Source organism: Clostridium sp. HCS.1, assembly GCF_047900555.1.
Taxonomy (GTDB): domain Bacteria; phylum Bacillota; class Clostridia; order Clostridiales; family Clostridiaceae; genus Clostridium.
Genome location: NZ_CP170704.1, coordinates 2922364 through 2947883 on the forward strand (window position 1 = coordinate 2922364; position 25520 = coordinate 2947883).

Genomic DNA, 25520 nt, shown 5'->3' on the forward strand with positions numbered 1-25520 from the left:
TGGAGATATATTATGAAAAAATTTATATTAGTAATACTTATTATAGTTATTTCACTTTTTTCTGGTTATCTAATAGGAAAATTTATAAATAGAGCTAATATTGAAAACAATAACGGTAAAAATTCTTCATCAAATAGCTCTAATGAAAATAACAATCATGAAGAAAGCAATGATGAATCTACTTCAGCAGATAAAGAAATTGTTATAGACAACAATATAGAAAAAAAAGCTAAAAAGCTTCTAGAAGCCATGACAATAGAAGAAAAAATCGGTCAAATGTTTCTTATTAGATGTAATAATGTTACTGCATTTGAGGATATAGAAAATTATAAAGTCGGTGGTTTTATATTATTTGACGAAAATATACAAGGAGAAACTAAAGAAAGTTTATCATCTAAAATTAAATCTTATCAAGAAAGCTCATCAATCAATATGATTATTGCAATAGATGAGGAAGGTGGTATTGTTAACAGGTTAAGTTGGTATCCTGAATTTAGAGCTGTCCCATTTTACTCACCACAAGAATTGTATAATGAAGGAGGATATCCTCTAATTATTAATGATACAAAAGAAAAAGCTACTCTTCTGAAATCCCTTGGAATTAATATGAACTTAGCACCAGTTTGTGATATTTCAACAAACCCTAATGACTATATTTATCCAAGAACCTTTGGAAAAGATGCTGAAGAAACAGCTACTTATATAAAAACTGTAGTTGAAACTATGAAAGAAAATAAGATAGGTTCTACTTTAAAACATTTTCCTGGCTATGGTAGCAACTTAGATACCCATTCTGGTATGTCTACTGATAATAGAAGTTATGAGAGCTTTGTTAATAATGACTTTATTCCTTTTAAAGCTGGAATAGATGCAGGTGCTGATAGTATTTTAGTATCTCATAATATTATTAGCTCAATAGATGAGACCCTTCCGGCTTCTTTATCTAAATCTGTTCATGATATTATTAGAAATGATTTAGGCTTTAATGGAGTAATAATGACTGATGACTTACAAATGAGTGCAATTAAAGAATATATAGGTGAAGTTAATTCTGTAATTTTTGCTGTAAACTCTGGAAATGATTTAATTATTTCTTCAGATTATAATATTCAAATTCCAACTGTAATTGAAGCTGTAAAAAATGGAGATATAAAAGAAGAAGTTATAGATAATGCAGTTTTAAGAGTTTTAAAACTAAAATTAAGTCTAGGTATTATATAAATATTTAGTATACTGTACTTCTTAAGCAGTTCGGTTTTAAGGTTTTAAAAAAACTTTCTACAATAAAATTCACAGTAAAATAACAACAAAAAAGGTCGTGCAATATGCCCGACCTTTTTCAGTTTACATTAATATAATATTATAAATTACTCTTCCTTCTTTATTAGATTTATTCCAGCCAAAAGTGAAATCAATGCTAATAATCCAAATTTCATCCAATTCATTAATAACCAAAAGTCACTACCTAAAACTACACTTGGCGATGTATTAACCTCATCTACATAAATAGCTAAGTTATAGAAGGTTTTAAGTGATATTAATAATGAAGTTAGACTTAAGATTAATATAACTAAATCTATTATCTTTTTTCTCATTGAATTCTCCCCTTATATATAACTTTAATTTAAAATAAATTCTAAACTATTTGAAGAATCATTTTCGATTGAAATACTATAAATTTTATTTTTATTACTTTTAAAGTCTATATTAAACTTTTGACTTACATATTCATTATCATATTCATCAATAACCTTCAGAGTAAATTCATCACTTTCAATATACAATTTAATTTCTTCTCCATATTCTATAATACTATTATCAGCATTAGAAACTCCCCCTGAACTATGTTGCTCATAAAATCCAATACTCTTAAACCTATATCCACTACTATTAGTAATAACCAAATTATATGGCTCCTTTTTTTGAGAACATCCTCCAATAAATCCTAATATAAGGATTGTTAAAATTATAAAATTAATAGTAATTTTAGCCTTCATAAATTTCTTATCCTTTTCTATTACAGTGATATTCATTTCTATATATAACCAAAGTAATAATGTTTAACGTGATTGTAACACTGATAAGTATTAATGTCATAAATACTAAAGCATCGGTAGTATCCATAAGGGCAGACCAATCTGAAATATTAACTAAATGATTGTTATAGATAATCTGAAAGAATATTGAAATAGAACACAGACTTAAACTTGTTACTGAAAATACTACCCAATTTCTATGTTTTGAGTTATTGTATTGGGTAATATTAATAATAGGAAGTATCCAAGCAATTAAGCCAAGTATTAAACTAGCTGGATTAAGTAAAATAATCATCCCACTCTCCTTTCATATAATATTTCTTATTTTAATACCTTATTATTAAAATAGTTATACTCATACCAATGTTCAGGTGCAACTCGTTTATTTGCCCACATATTATAATATTCGCTACTTATTAATCCATTTCTTCTACCTTCATCAATAGCATCCTTTGCATCTAAAGATAAAGTTGAGATATACCATAGGTCTATTTCTTCCCTCTGATTTATAAGCTTAATATTTTCTTTTGCAATAAAATTATCTATATTACCATAATTTAAAGCTAGATATATAGCCATAGCTACTATAGCAATAGGCTTAAATAAATTCTTTTCTCTCCATATAAATAAAAGAAGGAAAAAAAGTGATATACATAAGAACACTGTAAAGGATTGAACTAAAACTCTAAGTCTTGTATATCCAAACTCTCCAATATATAAATTCATCTTATATATTGCAGCTATCCCCATATTTATAGTTAAAACTGTAATTATGCTATAAACAGTATTTAAAAGATTATTTATTTTTGATGTATTAACAATGGTTTTTAATTTAATGGAAATTATCATTATAAGATTTATTGCCACTAAAAATACCAATTGGAAGAAGCCGCTTCTTGCATAGTGTGAATAACTAACTCCTGCTGGCAGTTCTTTATTTAAATATAAATAAGAAACTTGTATCTTTGTAAACACTAAATATACTAAAATAATTGAAACTAAAACTGTAATTATTGTAGTGGAATTAAAAGTCCTCTTAAGGCTTTTATTATTAACTTTTTTAACCTTAGTAGATGATAATGTATAATTTAATCCATAAACTAAAAACATCACAGCTACTGCTACTATAACTCTAACAATGAAATCAAAAACATTTTCTATATTAATATACTCCCAAATATTAGATAAATAATAACTGAATACCTCATCTGCTCCTGAAAGTAACATTAATAAAACTATAACTAAAGGTATAGAAATTAATATTCCTTTTAATATATTTTTTGAATACTTACTTCTATTTTCTTTATGGGAATTACCAAATCTCTCTTTTACTTCAACTGAAAGCTTTGAAGTATTTTCTATAGATTTCCCAACTATTAATTCTAAGAAAGCAGTTATAAATGTAACTAGTTTAAATGGTATGTTATCATAAGTTAACAATAAAAATCCCGAGAATAGGCTAATTGGAATAGCAATTATATTTAAAGTTCTAAAGAATTCATTTGTAAATATAGCATAGGTTATAGAAAGAATTATGCTTGAAATAACAAAAAAGAATCCTAAAACACTCTTATTTTTAATACCTACAATATTTATAAATAAAATGCACATTAAAACAATTATAATTGGAACTGAAATCCCTAAGTAATTGAATGCAAATATTGAAAATAAAGCTCCTACAAGTAGCGATAAAACAATAAGATTTAAAGCTTTCTTATTATTCATTCTTCCATTTTCTAATTCCATAAATTTATTACTTAAATAAGGTTTAGTGTTAATTCCATAAGCTTTAGATAATGATTCAACTGCTAAGGATTTATAATTTATTAAATTGCACTTTCTAACCACATTGGATAATAATTCTTCTTCAAATTTATTAAGGTTATATATAAACCTACAATCTTCAAATACTATATCCTCATTTAGTAATTTAACTTCACTATTAGTTACATCTATAAAAACTAAACTAACATTGTAATTATTAAGTTTAAAATTTTTCTCATGTCTTATTAACTTTGATAATCCTACTTCTACATTATCTTTAGTCCATCTCTCAACACACTTTTCTGGAGTTTCATTATCTTGCATTACTATTATTGGTAATCTATTAGTATTTCTCTTCAATAAAAGTAACTTTTCTTCCTTCATTAAAACTAATGATACTACATTGACCATATTATCCCTCCTATATTTATTCATCTACATATTCCAATATATCTCCTGGTTGACAATTAAGTTCTCTACAAATAGCTTCTAAAGTTGAAAATCTTATTGCCTTTGCCTTATTATTTTTCAATATAGAAAGATTTGCGTTGGTAATTCCAACTCTTTCTGCTAACTCATTTAAAGAAATTTTTCTCTTCGCCATCATAACATCTAAATTTACTACTATTCCCATGTTATTCTCCTTATCATATAGTTAAATCATTTTCTTCTTTAAAAGATACAGCTTTATCAAATACCTTTGCTAGAATATAAATAAAGGCAGCTGCAAATAAAAATATAAATACCTCCATATCAGTATGTATTCCCATATTATCTACATAAATAAATTTAAATTCCTTAAAGTTAGAATTTATAAATAAATTTATTAAATAACATATTGATATTATTAAACATGCTACAGATATTTTTTTAAAAGCTATTGCATTAGACCTAACAAAGGGATCTCCCTTTATTAATGTATTAATTATTCCTTTTAGCATAAAAACTATATAAAATAAACTACTTATTCCTACAACTAGTAATAATATTATTAGTCCCTTGTCAATTATTACATCTTCTATACCTTTTTCTATAAAAGTATTGTAAAAAAGTATTCCTGTAAGGATAATACCAAAAACAATTGTAATACTAAGAATAATTGATAATACACTAGATAACTTTTTTTCATTGTTCATTTCCATATAATACCTCCACCTTTTAAATATATCTTAGCACCTCTAGTAATCTTTTTCAAGATATTTTTATCGTTAAACGATATTTTTTTATTAATAAAAAATCTTTAAAAAAGAAAAGCCATAGAACTATAAAAGTCCATGGCTTTTCTTTTATCATATTTACATATTATTTTCCTTCAGAAAGGTTATATATTTTTTTCTCTCTAGATACTAAAGCTTTTACAAAATCAGTTGCAGGATTATTTAATATTTCCTTTGGTTCTGAATATTGCTCTATCTTACCACTATCCATTACAAGAACCTTAGTTCCTAAATTAATTGCTTCTGAAATATTGTGAGTAACAAATACTATAGTAATTCCAGTTTTATTATGAATATTTCTAATTTCATCTTGTAGTTGCCCTCTTGTAATTTCATCTATTGCTCCAAAAGGTTCATCCATTAAAAGGATATCTGGTGATGCAGCTAAAGCTCTAGCTATTCCAACTCTTTGTTGTTGTCCACCTGAAAGCTCATCTGGATACCTTTCTAGCATATCTTCATCTAATCCTACTATATCCATCCATTTTCTAACTGCCTTCTTAGTCTTGTCCCTATCTTTTTTATTTAATAAATTTGGAACATAGGCTATGTTTTCTTCTACAGTCATATGAGGAAATAATACACTTCCTTGAATAGAATAACCTATATTTCTACGAAGATTAATTATATCTTCCTCTTCTATATTTTTATTCTTAATAAAGATCTTTCCTTCTTCAGGTTTTATTAATCCATTAATCATTTTTAATATAGTGGTTTTCCCACATCCAGAACTACCAATTATAGTTAGAAATTCCCCCTTATTAATAGATAGATTAAAATCTTTTATTATTGTTTTTTCTCCATAACTTTTCTTTATATTTTCAAATCTTATTACCTCTTCCATATGATAACCTCCTATTCTATAATTCCTTTTTCCAAAATAAATTCTTCAGCCACATCCTCTGGAGATTTTCCTTCTGTTTCAACTTGATAATTAAGATTTGCCATGGTTTTATCATCTAATATTCCATCTAAAGTATTTAATACATTATTTAATTCTGGATAGGTATCTAATACTTCTGTTCTTACTACCATTACAGCCATTGCAGAAGAGAAGAACTGCTTATCATCTTCAAGAACCACAACATCTGATACAGAAAGTTGTCCATCTGTTGTAAAAATATTAATTACATCAACTTTCCCTTCATTTATTGCTGAATACTTTAGACCTATATCTAAATCAACTGTCTTCTTAAAATTAAATCCATAGGTTTTAGCAAAGCTATCATATCCATCTGGTCTTTCATAAAAATCATATTCAGCACCAAAGGTAAGTTCATCAGGTACTTTTGCTAAATCAGAATATGTTTTTAAATTATACTTTTCAGCTATTTCTCTTTTAACTGCTAATCCATAAGAATCATTAAATCCAAAGTGTCCAGTCCAAGTAAAATTATACTTTTCTAAATACTCTTTCTTTAATTCTTCATACATTGATTCATCATAAACGCCCTCATGTTTTAGCACCATGTTCCATCCAGTTGAAGTATACTCTGGATACATATCAAATTCTTTACTTTCCATTCCAGGCATAATATTGGATGTTCCTCCTCCTACACCTTGGATTATATTCACACTTAAATCAGTTTTATCTTCTATTACTTGTTTCAAAATTGATCCTAAAATGTATTGTTCAGTCATAGGCTTAGTTGCTATATTTATTACTTTTGTATCTTTTCTACTATAAAATACTTTACCAAATAAAAAAGTAATAAATACAATTAATATTCCTATAGCCACTACTTTTAGTCCTTTGTTTTTTCTAATATTTTTCTTAGAAATCTTACTTATTATACTTAAAACTAAATCTACCACTATTGCCAATATAGCTATAAGTAAACTTCCTGCTATAGTCAAAGCAGCGTTATTTGTAGTTATACCTCTATAAATGGCAACCCCAAGTCCCCCTGCTCCTATAAAGGAAGAAATACCAGCTAATGCAATAGTCATTGTTGCCATACTACGTAATCCTGACATTATAACAGGCATTGCTAATGGAATCTTAATTTTATATAACATTTGAAAATTAGTACTTCCCATTCCTTCAGCTGCTTCTAATACTCTTTTATCTATATTAGTTATTCCAGTATATGTATTACGTACCATGGGTAATAAAGCATAAACACTTAAGGCTATAACTGCTGTTGTGTTACCTATACCTGAAAATGGAATTAGAAATCCTAATAATGATATTGATGGAATTGTATAAATGAAATTTATAACTCCAAGCACAAACTTTGAACTTTTTTCATACTCACTAATTAGAATACCTAATATTAATCCTAAAATTGTTGCAATAATTATTGATATAATTGATATCTCTAAATGTTCAAGCAAAAGATTCACAAAAAATTCTTTCTTATCAACTAATTGAAAAATAACCTCTTTAATCATCTTTATTTACGCTCCTTTCCTCAACTGTATAATCAGTTGCAAATCTAATATATATTTTTATATTCACTATACTACCTCGTTTCTTAATTAGGAAATTATTCTTTAATTTTTTAAATTTTCCTTTCTTATAATCTTATACCTTTTATTCCAATTTGTTAAGTCCACAATTCCAAGTATCTAATTTCATAAATTATATTAATAATAAAAAAACAAAAGAACGCCCCAACTTTAAAGGCGCTCAATTATTTAATATTTTCATTATTTAATTCTTTCATCTCGATTTTACGCATAGCAAAAGAGAAGCTTAATTATTTCATTAACTCAGCTTGCCTGAGTTATCTCCTTAATTCTACATTCTACATTTTACATTCTTCATTTGCGCAGCACTCTATCTAACTATTTTCTTTACCAATGCTCCTATTCCAATTCCCATCATTAACACACCAATTAGCATTTCTATATTACTAAGCATATAAGATCTTGGAGATGGTTGTGCTTCATTAAGACCAACACCAGCAAACATACCAACACTTAAATTTAAGGATTCATTATAGTCTGTTAGCATTTGTCTTAAACCATGAAACTTATTTACGGAATCATAAGTTATTATTTCTTCATTTACCTTCATTCCAAGTATTAGATATAATATTGAAAATAATATTATTATAAATAATGAAAAATAAACTGCATACATAGGTCTTTCTCCATATCCACAGCTTAGGAGACTAAGGGTTGATGCAATTTTAGGCATAGGTTTTAATGTTTTTCTTTGAACTTTTCTACATAAAAAATAGTATTCTCCAAAGTTATTTTTCAAATTATTATCATTAAATTTATTAGCTATATTTTCATATACTGTATATATTCCCTCATATTCGTCTCTATTTCTCTTTCTAAATTTTATCTTATCTATAAAGGTTTTTTCATCTAGCTTTGTTTTATATTTATCTCTAAACTCTAAGTCTTCAATATAGGTACTTACAATTTTTGTTCCTGAAAGATTAGTATCAGAAATAATAATCATTTCTAATGTTGAATCATATATAATTCCATTGCTCATATCACTTAATTCAAAATTAGTATTTTTTAAAATACACTTATTAAAAATAATGAATTCTAAAGTGCAATTGATAAACTTTGCATATATGTTACAATGATTAAATTCACAGGAAAAATTATCTTCTTTATTTAAATTAGGTGTATCTTCTTTATCCTGCTTTAAAAAAATACAATCCTGAAAAACCACTCCTCCACCCATTAGTTCACATTCTTCAAAATAACAGCCAATAAATTTGCAATTTGTAAACTTTATATTTGAAAATCTACATTTTATAAACTTAGCACAGATAATATCAGCATCCTTAATTTCTTGAAATTCATCTTCTTTTTTAGGATGTCCTCCACCTATAACTAAATTATTATGCTCCTTAAAACTATATCTTTCATTTGGGTTATATTCACTGTATACATCTTTACTATTTGATAATTTTTCAAATACCCTTAGATTATTATTAATTCGTTTTTTTAATTGAGTTTTTGCTGCAGCAATTTCTTCTTTAAAGTTAATATAGGCCATAATCTTTCTCCTTAGATTTTTAATACCTATATTTTCCCCAAAAATTCATTATAAATTCCATGCTTCCTTTAATAATTTTATTGCTTCTTCTATTTCATTGTATTTTAAATTAGCATAACCTAAAAATACAGTTTTACTTTCTTCAACATCCTTAAAATATGATTTTGATAACCCTAATATCATTACACCTTTTTCTTCTGCAGCTTTAATAAGTTCTTTTTCATCCATTCCATTATTCACCTTTAATAATAAGTGTAGTCCAGAATTAGTTCCTATAATCTCTGTGTTTTTAAGATGCATCTTTATTAAAGAAACTAAATACTCTCTCTTTTTTCTATATATATTTCTCATCTTATTTAAATGTCTTTCAAAGTATCCCTCTTCTATAAATCTCACTAAAGCTTGTTGAGCACTTCTAGATACAGTACAAGCTAAGAAGCTAAAATCTTTTCTATATATTTTCATAAGTTCATCTGGTAAAACCATATACGCTATTCTTTCAGAAGGTGAAAAGCACTTTGAAAATGTACCTAAATAAATAACCTTACCTTTGTTATCTAGACTCTGTAATGCTGGTATTGGTTTCCCTTCAAATCTAAATTCACTATCATAATCATCTTCTATTATATATCTTTCTTTACTTTCATTAGCCCAATTTAAAATTTGAATTCTTCTATTAATAGGCATAATTATTCCTGTAGGAAATTGGTGAGATGGAGTAATATGTATTACTTCTGAATTACTTTCCCTTAATCTATCTACATTAACTCCTTGATTATCTATTGGTATAGGAATTGGATTAACTCCATTTATTTTTAGTATCTTCTTAATTTTGTAATAACCAGGTTCTTCTACTGAAAACCTCTTATTCCTTCCTAATATGTTTATAATTATTTGAATTAAATATTCAGTTCCAGCTCCTATTATTATGTTATCTATATTGGAGTTAACTCCTCTAGAGAATCTTAAGTAATTATTTATAGCTTTCCTTAAATTTCTATCTCCTTGAGAGTGGCCAATTTGTAATAGTTCATTATTATCTTCTGTTAATACTTCTTTATATATCCTTCTCCATATTGTATATGGAAAGCCCTCAATATCAACTCTACTTGAATAAAATTCATATTTATAAGGCTTTTTCTTACTTGATTTTTCATTAATATATTCTTTTTTACTTTTAATATTTATTACTTCTTGAAGTTCAGAAACATAGTATCCTTTTCTAGGCAAAGATATTATATAACCTTCTGTTATTAGTTGGTCATAAGCTGATTCTACTGTATTTTGACTAATCTCTAAATACTTAGATAGTTTTCTTTTGGAAGGCAGTTTACTATTAGATACCATTTTGCCAGTCTGGATTTCATCCTTTATAAAATCATACAATTGTATATATAAAGGAATATTACTATTATTATTTAAGTTTATAGTTAAACTATCCATTTTATCTCCTATCTGACCTCATTAAATTTATCAAAACTGGTACTTATCAAAGTTTCAGTTTATGTATATAATATTATCAGTGGTATTAATAATATGTCAATTATAGTAAGGAGTTTTATTATGAATTTATTACATCCAATTTGGGCAGAAATTAATTTGAATAATTTAATAAATAATATAGATGAAATAAGTAAAAAATCTAATAAAAGTGAAATAATAGGAGTAGTAAAGGCTAATGCTTATGGTCATGGTGCTGTGGAAGTATCTAAGGCTTTACTAAGCTGCAATATAAAAAAACTAGCTGTAGCTAATATTGTAGAAGCAATAGAGCTTAGAGAAAATGATATTGATGCTCCAATTATGCTTCTTGGAATCAGTGAAGATTATGCTATTGATCAATTAATTGATTATAATGTTGAACCTACAGTTTCAACTCTTCATTTTGCAAAAAATCTTAATGAAGCTGCAAGAAAAAAGAATAAAACAATAAATATCCATATAGCTTTAGATTCAGGAATGGGTAGAATAGGATTTAAAGATACTTCAAAAGATATAGATGATATAGTAGTTATTTCTAATTTAAGTAACTTAAAGATAGATAGTATTTTTTCTCACTTTTCTACAGCTGATTCTATTGATAAAAGCTATTCTAATAGCCAAATTGATATATATAATTCGATAATAGCTAAACTAAAAGAAAAAGGAGTTAATATTAGTAAAAGGAATCTTTCTAATAGTGCTGCAATAATTGATATTCCTGAAAGTCATTATGATTATGTTAGACCTGGAATAATACAATATGGTTATTATCCTTCTGATGAAGTTAATAAAAATAATATTAATATAAAGACAGTATTAACTTGGAAAACTAGGATAGTTCATATTAAAGAAGTAGAAGAAAATGAATATATAGGATATGGAAAAACTTATAAAACAAGTAAAAAAACCTTAATAGCTACTTTACCAGTTGGCTATGCTGATGGTTATTCTAGAGGGCTTTCTAATAAAGGAAGTGTAATAATAAAAGGTAAACTAGCTCCTATTATAGGAAATGTCTGCATGGATCAATTTATGGTGGATGTAACAGATATAGAAAATGTAAAATCAGGAGATGAGGTTATACTTCTAGGTAGTGACGGTGAAGTAAAGTTTGATGCTGAAGATATGGCTAATATATTAAATACAATTAGTTATGAAGTTCTTTGTTTAATAGGAAGAAGAGCTCCTAGAGTATATATTAAAGATAATGAAGTACTAGGTATAAGATACCTAATGTAAATTTTTTTATTTACATTAGGTGTCTTTTACCATTATAAGTACTTCTTTTTTCTAAAATAAATAATTTGTATTAATATTAATATTAAAGTAATACCCATAGAAATTGTAAATCCATTTTCACTTTTTATTAATGGCATAGTCAAAAAATTCATTCCAAATATACCTGATATTATATTTAATGGTAATGGTAAAACAGTAATTATAGTAAGTAATTGCATAGTTTTATTCATCTTGTTTGAAAGTTCAGAATTAAAAATATCTAGGCAGGAAAAAACAGATGATTCAATATTCTCTACTAATCCTAAGGTAGTATCTAAAACTAATAAGACTTTATCAAATAAATCTAAATTACTAAATTCATCATCTAAATAAGTTATGATAAACTTATAACTAGTAATAAATCTCTTTATTAAAGATACTGATTTTTTTACCTTTAATATTTCTTTATTATTAGTTTCTCCATAATTAACTGCTCTTTGAAATAAGTTGTCCACTTTTTGTTCTATTCTTAATAATTCTTCATTATATGAATAGGCCAAATACTGAAATAAAAATAAGCAAATCATATACTTATTTGCTTTATTATTTAAGGACATCTTTTCTTTTAAAAAATTGATAAAATCCTCGCTATAATAATTTAAAGTAAATTTATCTTTCTCTATTGTACCTTCAATAAATATTTTTTCTTTCCCAGATAAAATTGGTATTTTCAAAGAAATCTTATTTTTATTTTCAATTACCACTTCCTTATGAACATTTATTATTCCCTTTTCATCAATCTTCTTTTTATTATGTGATTCACATATGTATCCAACCACATCTGATAAGTTTTCATTATGGTCTTCATTAGTAATAATATCTCCATTAGATAAAATAAAAGCTTTCATATATTCTCACCTCATTTATTTCTTATTTTTTTATATTATATACAATAAAATATTACTATACAATGTACAATAAAAATAGAGACTGTAAAAACAGCCTCCTATTAAATCTCTATACTAACTTAACATTATATTTCTTTAACCAATTATTTATTTGAATTAAATAAGCTATCATTTGTGGACCTGTCATTAATTGTCCATACCAAGGTGTTTTATAAGAAGCTCCCTTAGTATCAATAATTTCCTTTACCTTAGTTTTATCTATAAGATTTAATATTGGTGAAGTGTTGTCATTAATAACTTCATTCATTATATTACAAACTAAATCAGTATAAACTGGATTATGAGTTTTGGGATAAGGACTCTTTTTTCTATAAATAATATCTTCTGGCAAAATTCCTTCTAATGACTTTCTTAGTAAGCCCTTTTCTCTTCCATTAAGTAATTTTATATTTGATGGAATATTAAATGCATATTCCACTATTTTATAATCTGCAAATGGCACTCTTACTTCTAAGCTATTTGCCATACTCATTCTGTCTTTTCTATTTAATAAATTTACCATAAACCATCTTAAATTCAAGTAAAATAACTCTCTCATCCTATATTCTAATTTGCTTTCTCCATCTAAATGAGGAACTTCTTTTAATGTATCCATATAAGCACTTTGGGCTACTTCTTCAATCTTTAAGTTTTTTAATTCAGGACTTAAAATTGCCTTTCTTTCACCTATAAATCTTGACCATGGAAAAGTATTTGCATTTATCATATCCTCATTAGTAAACCATGGATAACCTCCAAATAATTCATCAGCACATTCACCAGATAGTGCTATTACAAAATCTTTCTTTACCTCTTTACAAAACAAGTAAAGAGATGAATCTACATCAGCCATACCTGGTAAATCTCTACCAATTAAAGCATCATCTAGCGCTTTAACTAAATCAGTATGATTCAATACTACAGTTCTATGATCACTTCCTATATATTTTGACATATATTCTGCATAATATTGATCTGATGTTGGTTGAAACAATGATGATTTAAAGAACTTTTCATTATCCTCATAATCTATAGAATAAGTAGTTAATACCTTATTTTTCTTTTTATACTCTTCTGCTGCTATTGCAGAAATTACTGAAGAATCTAAACCTCCAGATAAAAATGTACAAAGAGGTACATCACCTACTAGTTGCCTTTTTATAGCATCAGTAAGAAGTTCTCTTACATGCTCAATAGCTTCTTCTTCATTTTCATTAAATTCTTCTGCTTTAAGCTCCCAATACATATCCTTCTTTAATCCAAATTCATCTACTATTAAATATTCTCCAGGCTTAACTTCATTAATATCCTTATATACAGTTGTTCCAGGTATAACAGCTGGTCCCAATGCAAATAATTCTGTTAATCCATCTTTATCTACAACTGGTTCTACATAAGGATGTTTAAATAAACTTTTTATTTCTGATCCAAAAATAAAAGTATTATTCTTTATACTATAAAATAATGGTTTTACTCCCATAGCATCTCTTGCTAAAACAACTCTTCTTTTTTCTTCATCATAAATAGCAAAAGCAAATATTCCATTAAACTTAGATATAGCGTTTATTCCCCATCTTATATATGATAAAAGTAATACCTCTGTATCAGAGTATCCTTCAAATTTATAACCATCCTTTAATAATTCTTTTCTAAGGTCTTCAGTATTATATAACTCTCCATTATATATAAGAACATAATCTTTACCGTTAACAGACCTTTTCATAGGTTGACCTCCACCTTCTGGATCAACTACTATAAGCCTTCTATGTCCTAGCATAACATTATTAGAAACGTACATTCCTCCAGAATTAGGGCCTCTATTTATTAAAGTATCTGTCATATTCTTTAATATATTATTTTCATCTTTTATATTCTTTTTAAAGTTAATAAACCCTGTTATTCCACACATAATCATCCTTCTTTCTTCTTTGCTTATATTTATAGTTATATGACTATGTTTTGATATTAGTGATTTAAAAATACTTAAAAATAATATAAAAAAGAGCTGTTTAAAACAGCTCAAAATTTAAAATCTAATATAAATAATTATTTTTCAAGTATAAATTTCTCTATTGCCTTAGCAACTCCATCATTATCATTACTATCAGTTATATAATCTGCTGCTTCCTTTACTTCATCAAAAGCATTTGCCATAGCAACTCCTAATCCTGCATATTCAATCATATGTAAATCATTACCTGCATCACCTAATGTCATGACTTCTTCTCTTTTTATCCCTAAATACTTGGCTAGCATTTCAACTCCAACACCCTTATTAACCTCTTTATTTAAGAATTCTAAGAAGAAAGGTGTACTTCTAACTACTGTATATTTTTCATATACTTCTTTAGGAAGCTTTTCCATAGCTGGCCCTAAAATCTCTGGCTCATCAATCATCATAATTTTTATAATGACTTCATCATCTGAAATATTATCTATATTCATTTCATGAATTTCTATATTATTTATTTCAGCTTCCACCTCTGTATATTTGCTATTTTTAGGAGTTATTAATCCCTTTTCTTCTGAAAAAGCATGAATATTTACTCCTAATTCATTACTTAACTTTCTTAAATAGTGTAAATCTTCTCCCTTTAATGCTATCTTGGCAACAGCTTCCTTACTTTTTGTTTTTTGAATTAAAGCCCCATTGTAACTTAAAACATAATCCTTTTCTGAATACATATCTAATTCTTCTAAATATCTTGATACTCCTTCTATTGGTCTACCTGTTGCTAAAACTACTGTTACGCCCTTTTCTCTGGCTGATTGAATGGCTTTTTTAGTTCTTTCGGATATAGTTTTATCTTCCTTAAGTAAAGTACCATCCATATCAATAGCTACTAATTTATACATTATAATCCTCCGTAAATGTGAAATTTAATTAGATTATAGCATATATTCATTTGTTATTGTATTTATTATTTATTTATTATAATTATTTATCAAATTCAATATAGGATTTTAAAACATTATTAAATCCATCTCTTGCAAGAACAGAAAATAAAATTCCAGTTACCTCATAACTTGATGTAATACAAGGATCTTTCCTAATTAGTAATATTGTCTTTTTGATATTTTCTGCTAGTATTTTTAAGTCAGATGAGTTTAAGAATGAGCCGCTATCTTTTGCTGCATTCTCTATACTAGTTTTTATTTTATTAATATTAAATTCTTCTAGTCTCCCATCTTTTTTTATTATTTTCATATTAATCACTCCCCTATATTATATTTATCCTTAAATATTTATTTTATTAAAATATGTTTTATATATTATTAAACTTCATCATAAGTATTATGTGCTAAAGCCTTATTTATATTTTAAAAAATAATCTAAATTTATAAAATAAATATAAAACTCCCTTTTCTATAATTATACAAATATATAAATTATTACTCAAGAATATTAAATATGTATTTGAATTTCTCAATAATAAAATGCTCCATTTATAGTAGACAGTTTAATTGTACTGTAGCTATAAACGGAGCATATCTAGTTATTATTTTTTAGCTTTACTTAGTTTTGCAACCTTACCTTTTACTTTTATTTCTTTATACTTCTTCAACAAATTATTTCCTTTTCCATTTAAAATATCTACAAAGGAAAAACCATCTTGTACATCAATAATACCAATATCCTCACCTGTTAATTCCTCTAAATTACTTAAGGCTCCTAGTATATCAATATTTCTTACTTTTTTCTTTTTACCTGCACCTACATAGATTTTAGTAACTTCGCTATGTATTGATTTCTTCTTGGCTGTATTATGTCCATAATCATCCTTTTGGCTTTCAAAGAAATTCTTTCTTCCTGAAATTACTTCATCATAAGCTGGTATCTTTATTTCTTCTATATTGTATCCTATATATTCTTCAATATCCTCTAAAAATCTTTTTTCTCCCATAGAAGTTAAAGTTATGGCTAAACCATTCTTTTCACCTCTACCACTTCTACCTATTCTATGTACATAGCTTTCCTTTTCCATAGGAACTTCATAATTAAATACATTAGTTATATGATTTATATGAATTCCTCTTGCGGCAATATCAGTAGCTATTAACACCTTAAATTCCTTATTTTTAAAGCTCTCCATAACCTTTAATCTTTGTTTTTGATCCATATCTCCATGTAATTCATCAACTTTGATTTTTTCTTTTCTTAATAAAGAACTTAATTTCTTTACAGAATCTTTAGTATTGCAAAATACTATTGAACTTTCATCTGAATAAGCATAAAGTAGCTTTAATAAAGTTTTAAATTTTTCTTCCCTGCTAGAAATAATAAATCTTTCACTTATTTTCTCTCTATTAAAGACCTTAGATTTGACCTCTAAAACTTTTGGATTCCTCATATACTTTGAGTATAATCCTTCTATTTCATTTGGAATTGTTGCTGAAAAAAGTGCAGTATTTTTGTTTTTAGGTAGCTTATTTAATATTTCAGCTATCTGATCTACAAAGCCCATATTAAGCATTTTATCAGCTTCATCAATAATTACATATTCTATTTTACTTGTATCTAAATTCCCTCTTTGTATATGATCTATTACTCTACCTGGAGTTCCAGAAACTATATGAACTCTTTGCTTTAATTCTCTAACTTGATCATTAAAGGGCTGCTTACCAAAAATGGCTGCACATCTTATTTTCTTTAATCTTCCTATATTGGAAATATCCTCTTTTACTTGCATTGCTAATTCCCTTGTTGGAACTAAAACTAATGCCTTAACTATATTTTCTTCTTCATTAATAAGCTCACAAAGTGGAATTCCAAAACTTGCAGTTTTACCACTACCTGTTTGAGATTTTACAACTATATCATTTTTATTTAATATTTCTGGGATTACTTCCTTTTGAACTTCTGATGGCTTTTCAAAGCCTAAATTATTTAAAGCTTTTAAAATTTCTTCTCTTAATCCCATATCTTCAAATTTATCTATATTCATTAATTTACCTCTTTCTTATAACATATTGAATAACTTTATTTATTTTAACTTAGTATTATGTTATGTACAAGTAAGTCATAGTAAATTAAGTTTAGTTCAAATAATTATATTTCTATATTAAAATTATTTAATTCTTCTTTTAGTTCTTTAGCACCTTTAAATAAAATAGTTTTTATACCTAATTTATCAGCGCCTTCAATATTTGCTTTCATATCATCAACAAAAATAGTTTCACTTGGATTTAAATTATATTTTTCTAAAATTAATTTATAAATATCTGATTCAGGTTTTAGTAGCTTTTCCATATAAGATACTACTCCACCATCAAACAACTCAAAAAATTTATTTTTCTTTGTTACTTCTCCAAAAGCTAATTCATGAAAATTTGATAAATAATATATATTATAACCTTTTTCCTTTAATGAACTTAATATTTCTACAGTATCTCCTATAGGTTTTAATAAATCATACCAATTTTCAAAGGCTAAATTAATTTCATCTCTGTAAATACTATTTCTATTTATTATATTATTAATTGCTTCTTTTTCAGTTATTGTACCTCTATCTAACATTATCCATTCTTCACTATTGAAAATAGCTTTAAAAACTTCATCTACTTTTTCATCTGAAATTTTGCTTTTTAAATAATCTCTAGGATTAAAATCTAACAAAACATTTCCTAAATCAAAAATTACATTCTTATACATAATACCCTCCATGAAAATTATAAAAAGCAGTAGATATCTTTTAGCTTTTATCTACTGCTAAAAATCAATATCTATTTATTTGGGATTGCAATATTCTAATACCTTCAAAGGTCTCATCATTTCATGATCTTCATGTTCTAAGAAATGACAATGCCAAACATAATTTCCTGCATAGCCTTTGAACTGCATAATAATTCTAGTAACTTTTCCTGGTTCTGAATCTATAGTATCTTTAAAACCTCTTTCATAATCTTTAGGCGGTTCCTTTTCTCCTGTAAAAACTATTTTCCCAGTATCATTATAAGCTTCAACATCAAAAGCTCTTCTCCATAGAAGCTTAAATTGTACCAAATGAATATGAACAGGGTGTGCTACTGGCATAGGGTTTATTAGATTCCATATTTCTACTGAATCAAATCCAACCTTTTCTGTTGTAGGATCACTCCATGTTTTTTCATCTATAAGAAGCATAGGTCTTCCAAAATGATCTGTTTTTGCACCAAAAGTTAATCTCCTGCTTTTACTTACAGAATCTATATTAGGTCCATGATCAACTCTTAACATTTCTGGAATTGCACTATCATCTTTTCCTTCTAAATCTTTTATCACATTAAATCTCATAATCATATTAGTTCCTGGACTAGGTGAATTTGTATCATCATTCATTAAAATAATTTTTTGACCTTTATATTTCGAAAAATCAATAATTAAATCAATTCTTTCTGCTGGCATAAGTTTAAAACTAGATAATGAAACTGGTGATTCAATTAATCCTCCATCTGTACCTATTTGAATAAAATCTTCACCATTTGATAACCTTAAAATATACTCTCTTCTATTTGAAGCATTTAATATTCTAAATCTATATTTTCTTGGCTCTACATCTAAAAAAGGCCAAATCTTCCCATTTACTATAATTGTATTTCCGAAAAACCCTGGTACTATTGATGGAAATACATCTACTGGAAATGGTGGCTTATCTGGATAAAATAGTTCTCCATTTTCTTTAAAAGACTTGTCCTGTATCATAATAGGAATTTCATATTCTCCTTTAGGAAGATTTAATCTTTCCTCTAATTCATCTCTAAGAATATAAAGCCCTGCAAGTCCAGCATAAACATTTAGTCTAGTTTGACCCATAGCATGATCATGATACCAAAGTGTTGTTCCTGATTGATAGTTTTCATATTTGTATACTTTTTTCTTAAATTCTGGTCCAACAATTCTAAAACCCCTTGTAAACCAAGCTTCTGGATGCCCGTCACTATTACTTTCTACTTTAGCTCCATGAAGGTGAACTACAGTCTTAACCTCTGGATCATCTACAGTTCCATGTAATGTCCTATCATAAGGTAAGAAATGCTTATTGGGTAATTGATTTTCCCACAATACATAAGTTGGTATATTCTTATATGACTCTATAGTTGGACCTGGATATAAACCATCATATCCCCAAATTTTTGTAGGTGGAAAATAACAGGAAAAAAAGTGTTCAGCTTCTTTCATTATAATTCTATAATACTTTGAATCACCATATTCATCTTTATCTGAATGCTCTATTTCAGTAGCTCTAATTGGAATTGGTAACTTATCAACAAATTTAGGTATTGTCAGTGGATCTGATGGATCAATGCGAATACATTTGTTATTATCTTCTTCTTTGGTGTTTTTATCATAACTCACAAAATTCACTCCTTAAGTTATATGATAATAACAATGTATTCACTAATATATTAATATGTTATATATTAAATAAAATAATATCCAAAGGCATATCCCGCATACATAAGTGCTGAATTCCAAATTGCTATACCTATAATTGAATAAAGTGAAAACTTTACAATATTCATTCTAAACATTCCTGCTACAACTGGAATTAAAGTTCTAACAGCTGGAATTAATCTTGTTATTAATACACCCTTATCTCCGTAATTCTCCATATATAAACATACTTTATCTATAGACTTTCTTGATTTAGGAAACCTATTATATATCTTAGTTAATATAGGTTGCCCAAACCAATATGCTATTATATAAAGCACGTAACTAGCTAATTCACCAGCAACTATTGATATTCCAAGAGCTAAGAAAAAATTCACCCCTGATTTTGCAACAGCTATACCTATTGCTGGCATTATTATAGCTGCCCCTAGCCCTGGAAAGTTTAAATACTCTAAAAAAATAATTAAAAATACGAATATTAAGCCATATCTTGCAAAATATTCTATTATTACTTGTATATTACCCATTTATATCACACCCCAAATCATCTTATGATGACTTTAGTTTACCCCTACTTTCTTAATATAACCTTAATATAAAATATTAAAATTATTAATAATTTATAAAGGATCCTTAAGGCTTTAAACTAATATTTAAATATTATGATAGTAAATATGCAATAAGTAGTTTTATAGTATTTTCTACTGCCTCATAATGAGTTCTTTCCATCCCATGTGATGCATGAACTCCAGGTCCTATAAGTGCTCCCCTTATATCATTACCGCCTCTAAGAGCTGCTCCAACATCTGATCCATACATTGGATAAATATCTACTGCATATCTAATATTATTTGATTTTGCTAAATTTACTAAAGCAGTTACCATATTGTAATCATATGGGCCGCCAGAATCCTTTGCACATATAGATACATCATATTCTGTACAACTTAAATCATCTCCTATACATCCCATATCAACAGCTATCATTTCTGTTATATCTTGAGGTATATATGAAGATCCATGTCCTACTTCCTCGTATGTTGAAATAAATATTTTAGTCGTATACTTAGGTGTAATTTTTTCTCTACTAAAGACTTCCATTAAACCCATTAATGCTGATACGCTGCCCTTATCATCTATAAATCTTGATTTTATAAATCCACTTTCAGTTATAGTAGTCTTTGGATCAATAAATATAAAGTCTCCTGGACATATTCCTAAATCTTCTACATCTTTTTTAGATAAAACTTTTTCATCTATTCTAACTTCCATATTTTCTGGATCACGCTTTTTATCCTTACTATCAGGATAAACATGAACAGCTGGACTAGTGCTTAAAAATGTTCCAGTATATATCTTTCCTTCTCTTGTTCTTATTTTGCAATATTCACTATCCATAGTGGCTGGTATAGGTCCTCCTAATAAGGTGAATTTTAAAGTACCACTATTTGTTATAGATCTAACCATAGCTCCTAAAGTATCTACATGAGCAGATAAGCCTATTACTTTTTCATTACTTTCCCCAGGAATAGTAATTACTCCACATCCCTTTCTTGTAGTTTCAAATTTATACCCGAACCCTGTTGCAATTTCTTCAATAACCTTAATAATATCAAAACAAAATCCTGTTGGACTATCAAATTGTAATATTTTTTTTGCTGTGTTTAGCACATATTCTTTATTTACATTATAATTCATATATGTAAATCTCCTTCCATTTTACCTATTTTAATATTAAAATAGTAACATTTATTTTACTATATTTTACTACATTTTCTCATATATAATCCATAATATTTAAAAAATTAAAATAATAAATACACCTGCAAATGCTAGATATATATCTAACCTTTGCAGGTGTAATTTATAAATAACTAGTTATTATTTACTTTTAATAAACCTAATAATTTTAATATTTCCTTAGCTATGTCTCTTTCTTCTCCCTTATAAGGATATGAATGAATATGAATAGCTGGATTAAAGTTAAGCTCTATTATAGCATAGTTAGAATTCTCATCTCTATAATCTTCTATCATCATATCTACGCCACAAATATTAGCTCCTATAGCTTTAGATGATTCAATTGCTATATTCTTAAATCTTTGTGGTATTATATCTGTATAATCTATACTATCTCCGCCTGTACTTATATTAGAATTTTCTCTTAAATATACAACTTCATCTTTTTCTGGAATATAATCGAAGTCCTTACCTAAATGCTTTAAGAATAATTTTGCATTATCATCTAAATTTATTTTTTCTAAAGGTGTTTTATATCCTTTTCCTCTAAGTGAACTTCTATTTTTTCCCTCTACTAATTCCCTAATGCTACTTTTTCCATCACCTATAACATTAGCTGGCACCCTATGAAGAATACCTGGTACTTCATCACCAATTACTAAGAATCTATACTCCTTACCCTTAATAAATTCTTCAACCAATACAGTATTATCATGTTCAAAAGCCAATTTAAATGCTTCCTCTATTTCCTCTAATTTCGGTCCTTCTTTAAATATTGAAATACCTAGTCCAAAGTTAGTTGATTTTGGTTTTACTACAATAGATTTATTTACGTATTTATGTGACTTCCTTATAGCTTCATCCAGACTAAAGAATTCATCTCCCTTAGGTACCTTTATTTTATTTTCATCTAATATTTTTTTAGTTACTACCTTATTTTCCATCATTAAAACTGTTACGTAGTTATCCTTTGATGTTTTAGTAGCTTGTTTTACATATTCTATATGATCATCCTTCTTTAAAGAAATAAAGTTATCTGCCCTATCAATAACATCAACCTTAATTCCTCTTTTCATAGCTTCTTTCATTAATATTTGAGTTGAAAGCTCTAAATCCTCAAAGCCTTCTAATTTAAATCTATTTTTATATGCTTCTTCTTTATATTCTTTTGCTAATCTTAAATGACTTTCTAAAAATCCTTCTTCTTTAACCATTTCAGATATTCTATAAGCATATGTTAATTTAGGATTCATAATTTTTTCTATCATAGAATTAATTATATCTTCCTTGCCTAAAGATAATTTATCATTCATTTCCTTAATTTCATTTAATATATCTAAAGCCCAATCTTTCTTAGTTATTGTTTCTCCATCTCTATATAAAACTACATCCATTTGTCCATACATTGAGATTATATTTTGATTGTTTTGAGCTTCTTCTTGCCACTTTTCATATGAGCTTTCATCCTTTATAAGGAAATAAATAGTTAGTAAGTTAATAAAATTTAAGTCATCAAGAGAAATTCCAGCCTTGCTAAAAGGATTAATATCTATACTTCTCATTTCAATATAATTAATTCCATCTTCTAAAAGTGACTCTAGAAATCTATCATTATCATTGGCTTTTAATCTAATTTGTGTATAAAGTTCTTTATGATTATCAATTAATTTATCATCAATAAATTTATATACACTTTCAACATATTCTTTTACAGAATTATAATTTGGATATAAATCTATAGGATTTTTATAACCACATTCACTATTTCTATAAGATACAGCTCCAATATTACTGAAACCATCTTTAGATATCTTATCTAATTCAATTACGCATTTTTCACCAAATGTTTCATGCATAGTTGTAGTTCCACCTAAAAGATAAATTAATAACCATCTATATCTTAAGTAATTTCTAACAACCTTTAAATAAATAGAATCTTTAAAATCTCTATAAGTTTCACCATTTCCCATTTTTTCATATAGGTCTTTTATTAATTCTTCATTAAAAGAAAAATTATAATGGATTCCAGAAATTAATTGTTTCTTTCCTCCATATTTCTTTAATAATTTCTTTCTATAATCACTTGCAGCTTCACCACTTTTACATTTACCATAATCAGCTATTGGAATTAAATTATCTTCTGGGATACTACAGGGCATCGATTGTGGCCATAGATATTCATCCTTTAACTCTAAAACAGTAATATCATAAAGAGAATTAACAAAACTATGTAACTCCTCTAAAGTATTTAATACTGGAGTTATAAGTTCTATCTGGCTTTCTGAAAAATCTGTAGTTATATATGGATGTGAAATTTTACACTCAAAAACCTCAGGGTGCTTAGTTAAAGCTAATTTACCTTCTCCATCTACTCTTAATGTTTCACGTTCTAATCCAAAGTTCCCCTTTAATAAATCTTCTCTATAATTAAGTGACTGAATCACATCTAACATTTTTATACACCTTCCATATTTTAAATTTATATATTAAATAAGCTACTATTCCCTTTAAAATGCTGGAAATTGAAATCCCTATCCATATTCCATTAACATCATAAAACTTTGTTAATATAAGTGCTAATGGTATTCTAAGAATAGTAAATATTATGCTAATAAGAGCTGGTATTTTAGGAACTCCAAAGCCTGTAAAAACACCATTGGATATCATCTCTATAGTAGCAAAAATTTGAGAATATCCTATTATTCTTAAGTAATTACTTGCAATAAATATAGTATTATCTTCTCTAATAAATAATCTTACTAATATTTCTGGAGTAAATATAAATAGTAAGCTTACACATAAAGCATATATAATCCCAATACCTATAGCTGTATTATATCCCTTATTTATTCTATCATATTTTTTTGCTCCAAAATTTTGTCCTACAAAGCCTGCAATTGCACCATTTAGTCCACCTACTACCATATAAACCACTGACTCTATTTGTAATCCGATTTTTTGTGCTGCAATAGCATCTGCACCAAAGCTTCCCACTATTCTGGCTAATAATATATTTACAATGGTAAATAAAACTCTTTGCAACGACATAGGAAGTCCTAAAACAGTTATTTCTTTAAGCTTAATATAATTTAATCCTTTTTTAAAGTCAAAATTATATAAATTTAGCGACTTTTTAATAAAAAATATAAACATTACTGCATTTGCTATTAAAGTCCCAAGTGCAGCACCAATAACCCCAAGTTTTAGAACATATATCATAATTGGATCTAAAATTAAATTAATTATTACTCCTATAGCGCTTATATTTAAGGCTGATTTATTTATTCCAAAACTATTAAATATTCTAATAAACAAAGTATTAAAGAAAGAAAAAAACAATATTGGTGCGTTAATAGCTAAATAAATATATGCTTCTCTTTCAACTGTAGCGTTCCTTATGTTTAAAAAACCTATAAAATTCTTTCCCCAAAATATTAATACTAAAGAATATACTGCTGCTACAATGGCATTTAATATTACTCCTGCGGATATATATTCATCCACAGCTTTATTATCTTTTCGTCCAATTGAATGAGCAACCTTTATTCCTGTTCCAATTACTACAAAGGCATTGATGGAATAGCCAAGGCCAATAAAAAAGCTAGATGAACCTATACTTGCAACTGCATTACTCCCTAATCCTCCAACCCACAACATATCTACTAGATTATATGTAAATTGTAATAATGAACTTCCCATTATAGGTAATGCTAAGGTAACTAAAACCTTAAGTACATTCCCCTTAGTTAAATCAACTTTATCCATTTTATT

The 25520-nt window shown here is 26.9% G+C and carries 23 protein-coding genes; 2 read left to right on the forward strand and 21 right to left on the reverse strand.

Features of this window, described 5'->3' with window-relative positions:
- The first annotated feature begins 12 nt into the window (after positions 1–12).
- Complete coding sequence (locus ACFYH6_RS13910) at positions 13–1221, forward strand: glycoside hydrolase family 3 protein (protein ID WP_416178332.1); 1209 nt, start codon at positions 13–15, stop codon at positions 1219–1221.
- 146 nt (positions 1222–1367) lie between these two features.
- Here ACFYH6_RS13910 and ACFYH6_RS13915 read toward each other — a convergent pair whose 3' ends face one another.
- The 10 genes from ACFYH6_RS13915 to ACFYH6_RS13960 form a co-directional block, all read right to left on the reverse strand.
- A complete protein-coding gene (locus ACFYH6_RS13915; protein ID WP_416178331.1) occupies positions 1368–1595 on the reverse strand; it encodes a hypothetical protein in 228 nt (75 codons plus the stop codon).
- Between the two features lie 24 nt (positions 1596–1619).
- Positions 1620–1997 (reverse strand): hypothetical protein, encoded by a 378-nt coding sequence (locus ACFYH6_RS13920; RefSeq protein ID WP_416178330.1) that lies wholly within the window; start codon positions 1995–1997, stop codon positions 1620–1622.
- A gap of 7 nt (positions 1998–2004) precedes the next feature.
- A complete protein-coding gene (locus ACFYH6_RS13925) occupies positions 2005–2331 on the reverse strand; it encodes a hypothetical protein (RefSeq protein ID WP_416246464.1) in 327 nt (108 codons plus the stop codon).
- Between the two features lie 26 nt (positions 2332–2357).
- Positions 2358–4211, reverse strand: a complete 1854-nt coding sequence (locus ACFYH6_RS13930; RefSeq protein WP_416178329.1) for a DUF4153 domain-containing protein — start codon at positions 4209–4211, stop codon at positions 2358–2360.
- 16 nt (positions 4212–4227) lie between these two features.
- The gene (locus ACFYH6_RS13935; RefSeq protein WP_316344249.1) at positions 4228–4434 is read right to left on the reverse strand and encodes a helix-turn-helix transcriptional regulator; all 207 of its coding nucleotides are present in this window, start codon (positions 4432–4434) and stop codon (positions 4228–4230) included.
- A 13-nt stretch (positions 4435–4447) separates the two neighbouring features.
- Positions 4448–4942, reverse strand: coding sequence for a DUF2975 domain-containing protein (locus tag ACFYH6_RS13940; RefSeq protein ID WP_416178328.1), 495 nt, complete (start codon positions 4940–4942; stop codon positions 4448–4450).
- 160 nt (positions 4943–5102) lie between these two features.
- On the reverse strand, positions 5103–5861 hold the full coding sequence (locus ACFYH6_RS13945; protein WP_316344251.1) for an ABC transporter ATP-binding protein: 759 nt from the start codon (positions 5859–5861) through the stop codon (positions 5103–5105).
- A gap of 11 nt (positions 5862–5872) precedes the next feature.
- Entirely contained in the window at positions 5873–7411 is a 1539-nt protein-coding gene (locus ACFYH6_RS13950) for a glycine betaine ABC transporter substrate-binding protein (protein WP_416178327.1), read from the reverse strand.
- Between the two features lie 388 nt (positions 7412–7799).
- Positions 7800–8987 carry a pentapeptide repeat-containing protein gene (locus ACFYH6_RS13955; RefSeq protein ID WP_416178326.1) on the reverse strand — a complete coding sequence of 396 codons (1188 nt, stop codon included), beginning with the start codon at positions 8985–8987 and terminating at the stop codon, positions 7800–7802.
- Between the two features lie 48 nt (positions 8988–9035).
- Complete coding sequence (locus ACFYH6_RS13960; protein ID WP_416178325.1) at positions 9036–10430, reverse strand: PLP-dependent aminotransferase family protein; 1395 nt, start codon at positions 10428–10430, stop codon at positions 9036–9038.
- A 120-nt stretch (positions 10431–10550) separates the two neighbouring features.
- Between ACFYH6_RS13960 and alr the strand changes: the two genes are divergently transcribed.
- Positions 10551–11708, forward strand: coding sequence for an alanine racemase (gene alr / locus ACFYH6_RS13965; protein ID WP_416178324.1), 1158 nt, complete (start codon positions 10551–10553; stop codon positions 11706–11708).
- Between the two features lie 32 nt (positions 11709–11740).
- Here the strand turns inward: alr and ACFYH6_RS13970 are convergent, their stop codons facing one another.
- From ACFYH6_RS13970 to ACFYH6_RS14020, 11 genes are all read right to left on the reverse strand, one after another.
- The gene (locus ACFYH6_RS13970) at positions 11741–12595 is read right to left on the reverse strand and encodes a CorA family divalent cation transporter (protein WP_316344255.1); all 855 of its coding nucleotides are present in this window, start codon (positions 12593–12595) and stop codon (positions 11741–11743) included.
- 109 nt (positions 12596–12704) lie between these two features.
- Positions 12705–14543, reverse strand: coding sequence for an asparagine synthase (glutamine-hydrolyzing) (gene asnB, locus ACFYH6_RS13975; RefSeq protein WP_416178323.1), 1839 nt, complete (start codon positions 14541–14543; stop codon positions 12705–12707).
- A gap of 137 nt (positions 14544–14680) precedes the next feature.
- Complete coding sequence (gene yidA / locus ACFYH6_RS13980) at positions 14681–15490, reverse strand: sugar-phosphatase (protein ID WP_316344257.1); 810 nt, start codon at positions 15488–15490, stop codon at positions 14681–14683.
- An 82-nt stretch (positions 15491–15572) separates the two neighbouring features.
- Positions 15573–15842, reverse strand: coding sequence for an ATP cone domain-containing protein (locus ACFYH6_RS13985; protein ID WP_416178322.1), 270 nt, complete (start codon positions 15840–15842; stop codon positions 15573–15575).
- A gap of 292 nt (positions 15843–16134) precedes the next feature.
- A complete protein-coding gene (locus ACFYH6_RS13990) occupies positions 16135–17580 on the reverse strand; it encodes a DEAD/DEAH box helicase (RefSeq protein WP_316345173.1) in 1446 nt (481 codons plus the stop codon).
- 104 nt (positions 17581–17684) lie between these two features.
- Entirely contained in the window at positions 17685–18287 is a 603-nt protein-coding gene (locus tag ACFYH6_RS13995; protein WP_416178321.1) for an HAD family hydrolase, read from the reverse strand.
- A gap of 75 nt (positions 18288–18362) precedes the next feature.
- Positions 18363–19970 carry a multicopper oxidase gene (locus tag ACFYH6_RS14000; protein WP_316345176.1) on the reverse strand — a complete coding sequence of 536 codons (1608 nt, stop codon included), beginning with the start codon at positions 19968–19970 and terminating at the stop codon, positions 18363–18365.
- A 65-nt stretch (positions 19971–20035) separates the two neighbouring features.
- Positions 20036–20536 carry a DedA family protein gene (locus ACFYH6_RS14005; protein ID WP_316345177.1) on the reverse strand — a complete coding sequence of 167 codons (501 nt, stop codon included), beginning with the start codon at positions 20534–20536 and terminating at the stop codon, positions 20036–20038.
- Between the two features lie 133 nt (positions 20537–20669).
- Positions 20670–21707, reverse strand: a complete 1038-nt coding sequence (locus ACFYH6_RS14010) for a M42 family metallopeptidase (protein WP_416178320.1) — start codon at positions 21705–21707, stop codon at positions 20670–20672.
- Between the two features lie 176 nt (positions 21708–21883).
- Entirely contained in the window at positions 21884–24202 is a 2319-nt protein-coding gene (gene gshAB, locus ACFYH6_RS14015; protein WP_416178319.1) for a bifunctional glutamate--cysteine ligase GshA/glutathione synthetase GshB, read from the reverse strand.
- Complete coding sequence (locus ACFYH6_RS14020; RefSeq protein ID WP_416178318.1) at positions 24177–25514, reverse strand: MATE family efflux transporter; 1338 nt, start codon at positions 25512–25514, stop codon at positions 24177–24179. Before ACFYH6_RS14020 ends, gshAB begins: the two co-directional genes overlap by 26 nt.
- Positions 25515–25520: the final 6 nt, after the last annotated feature.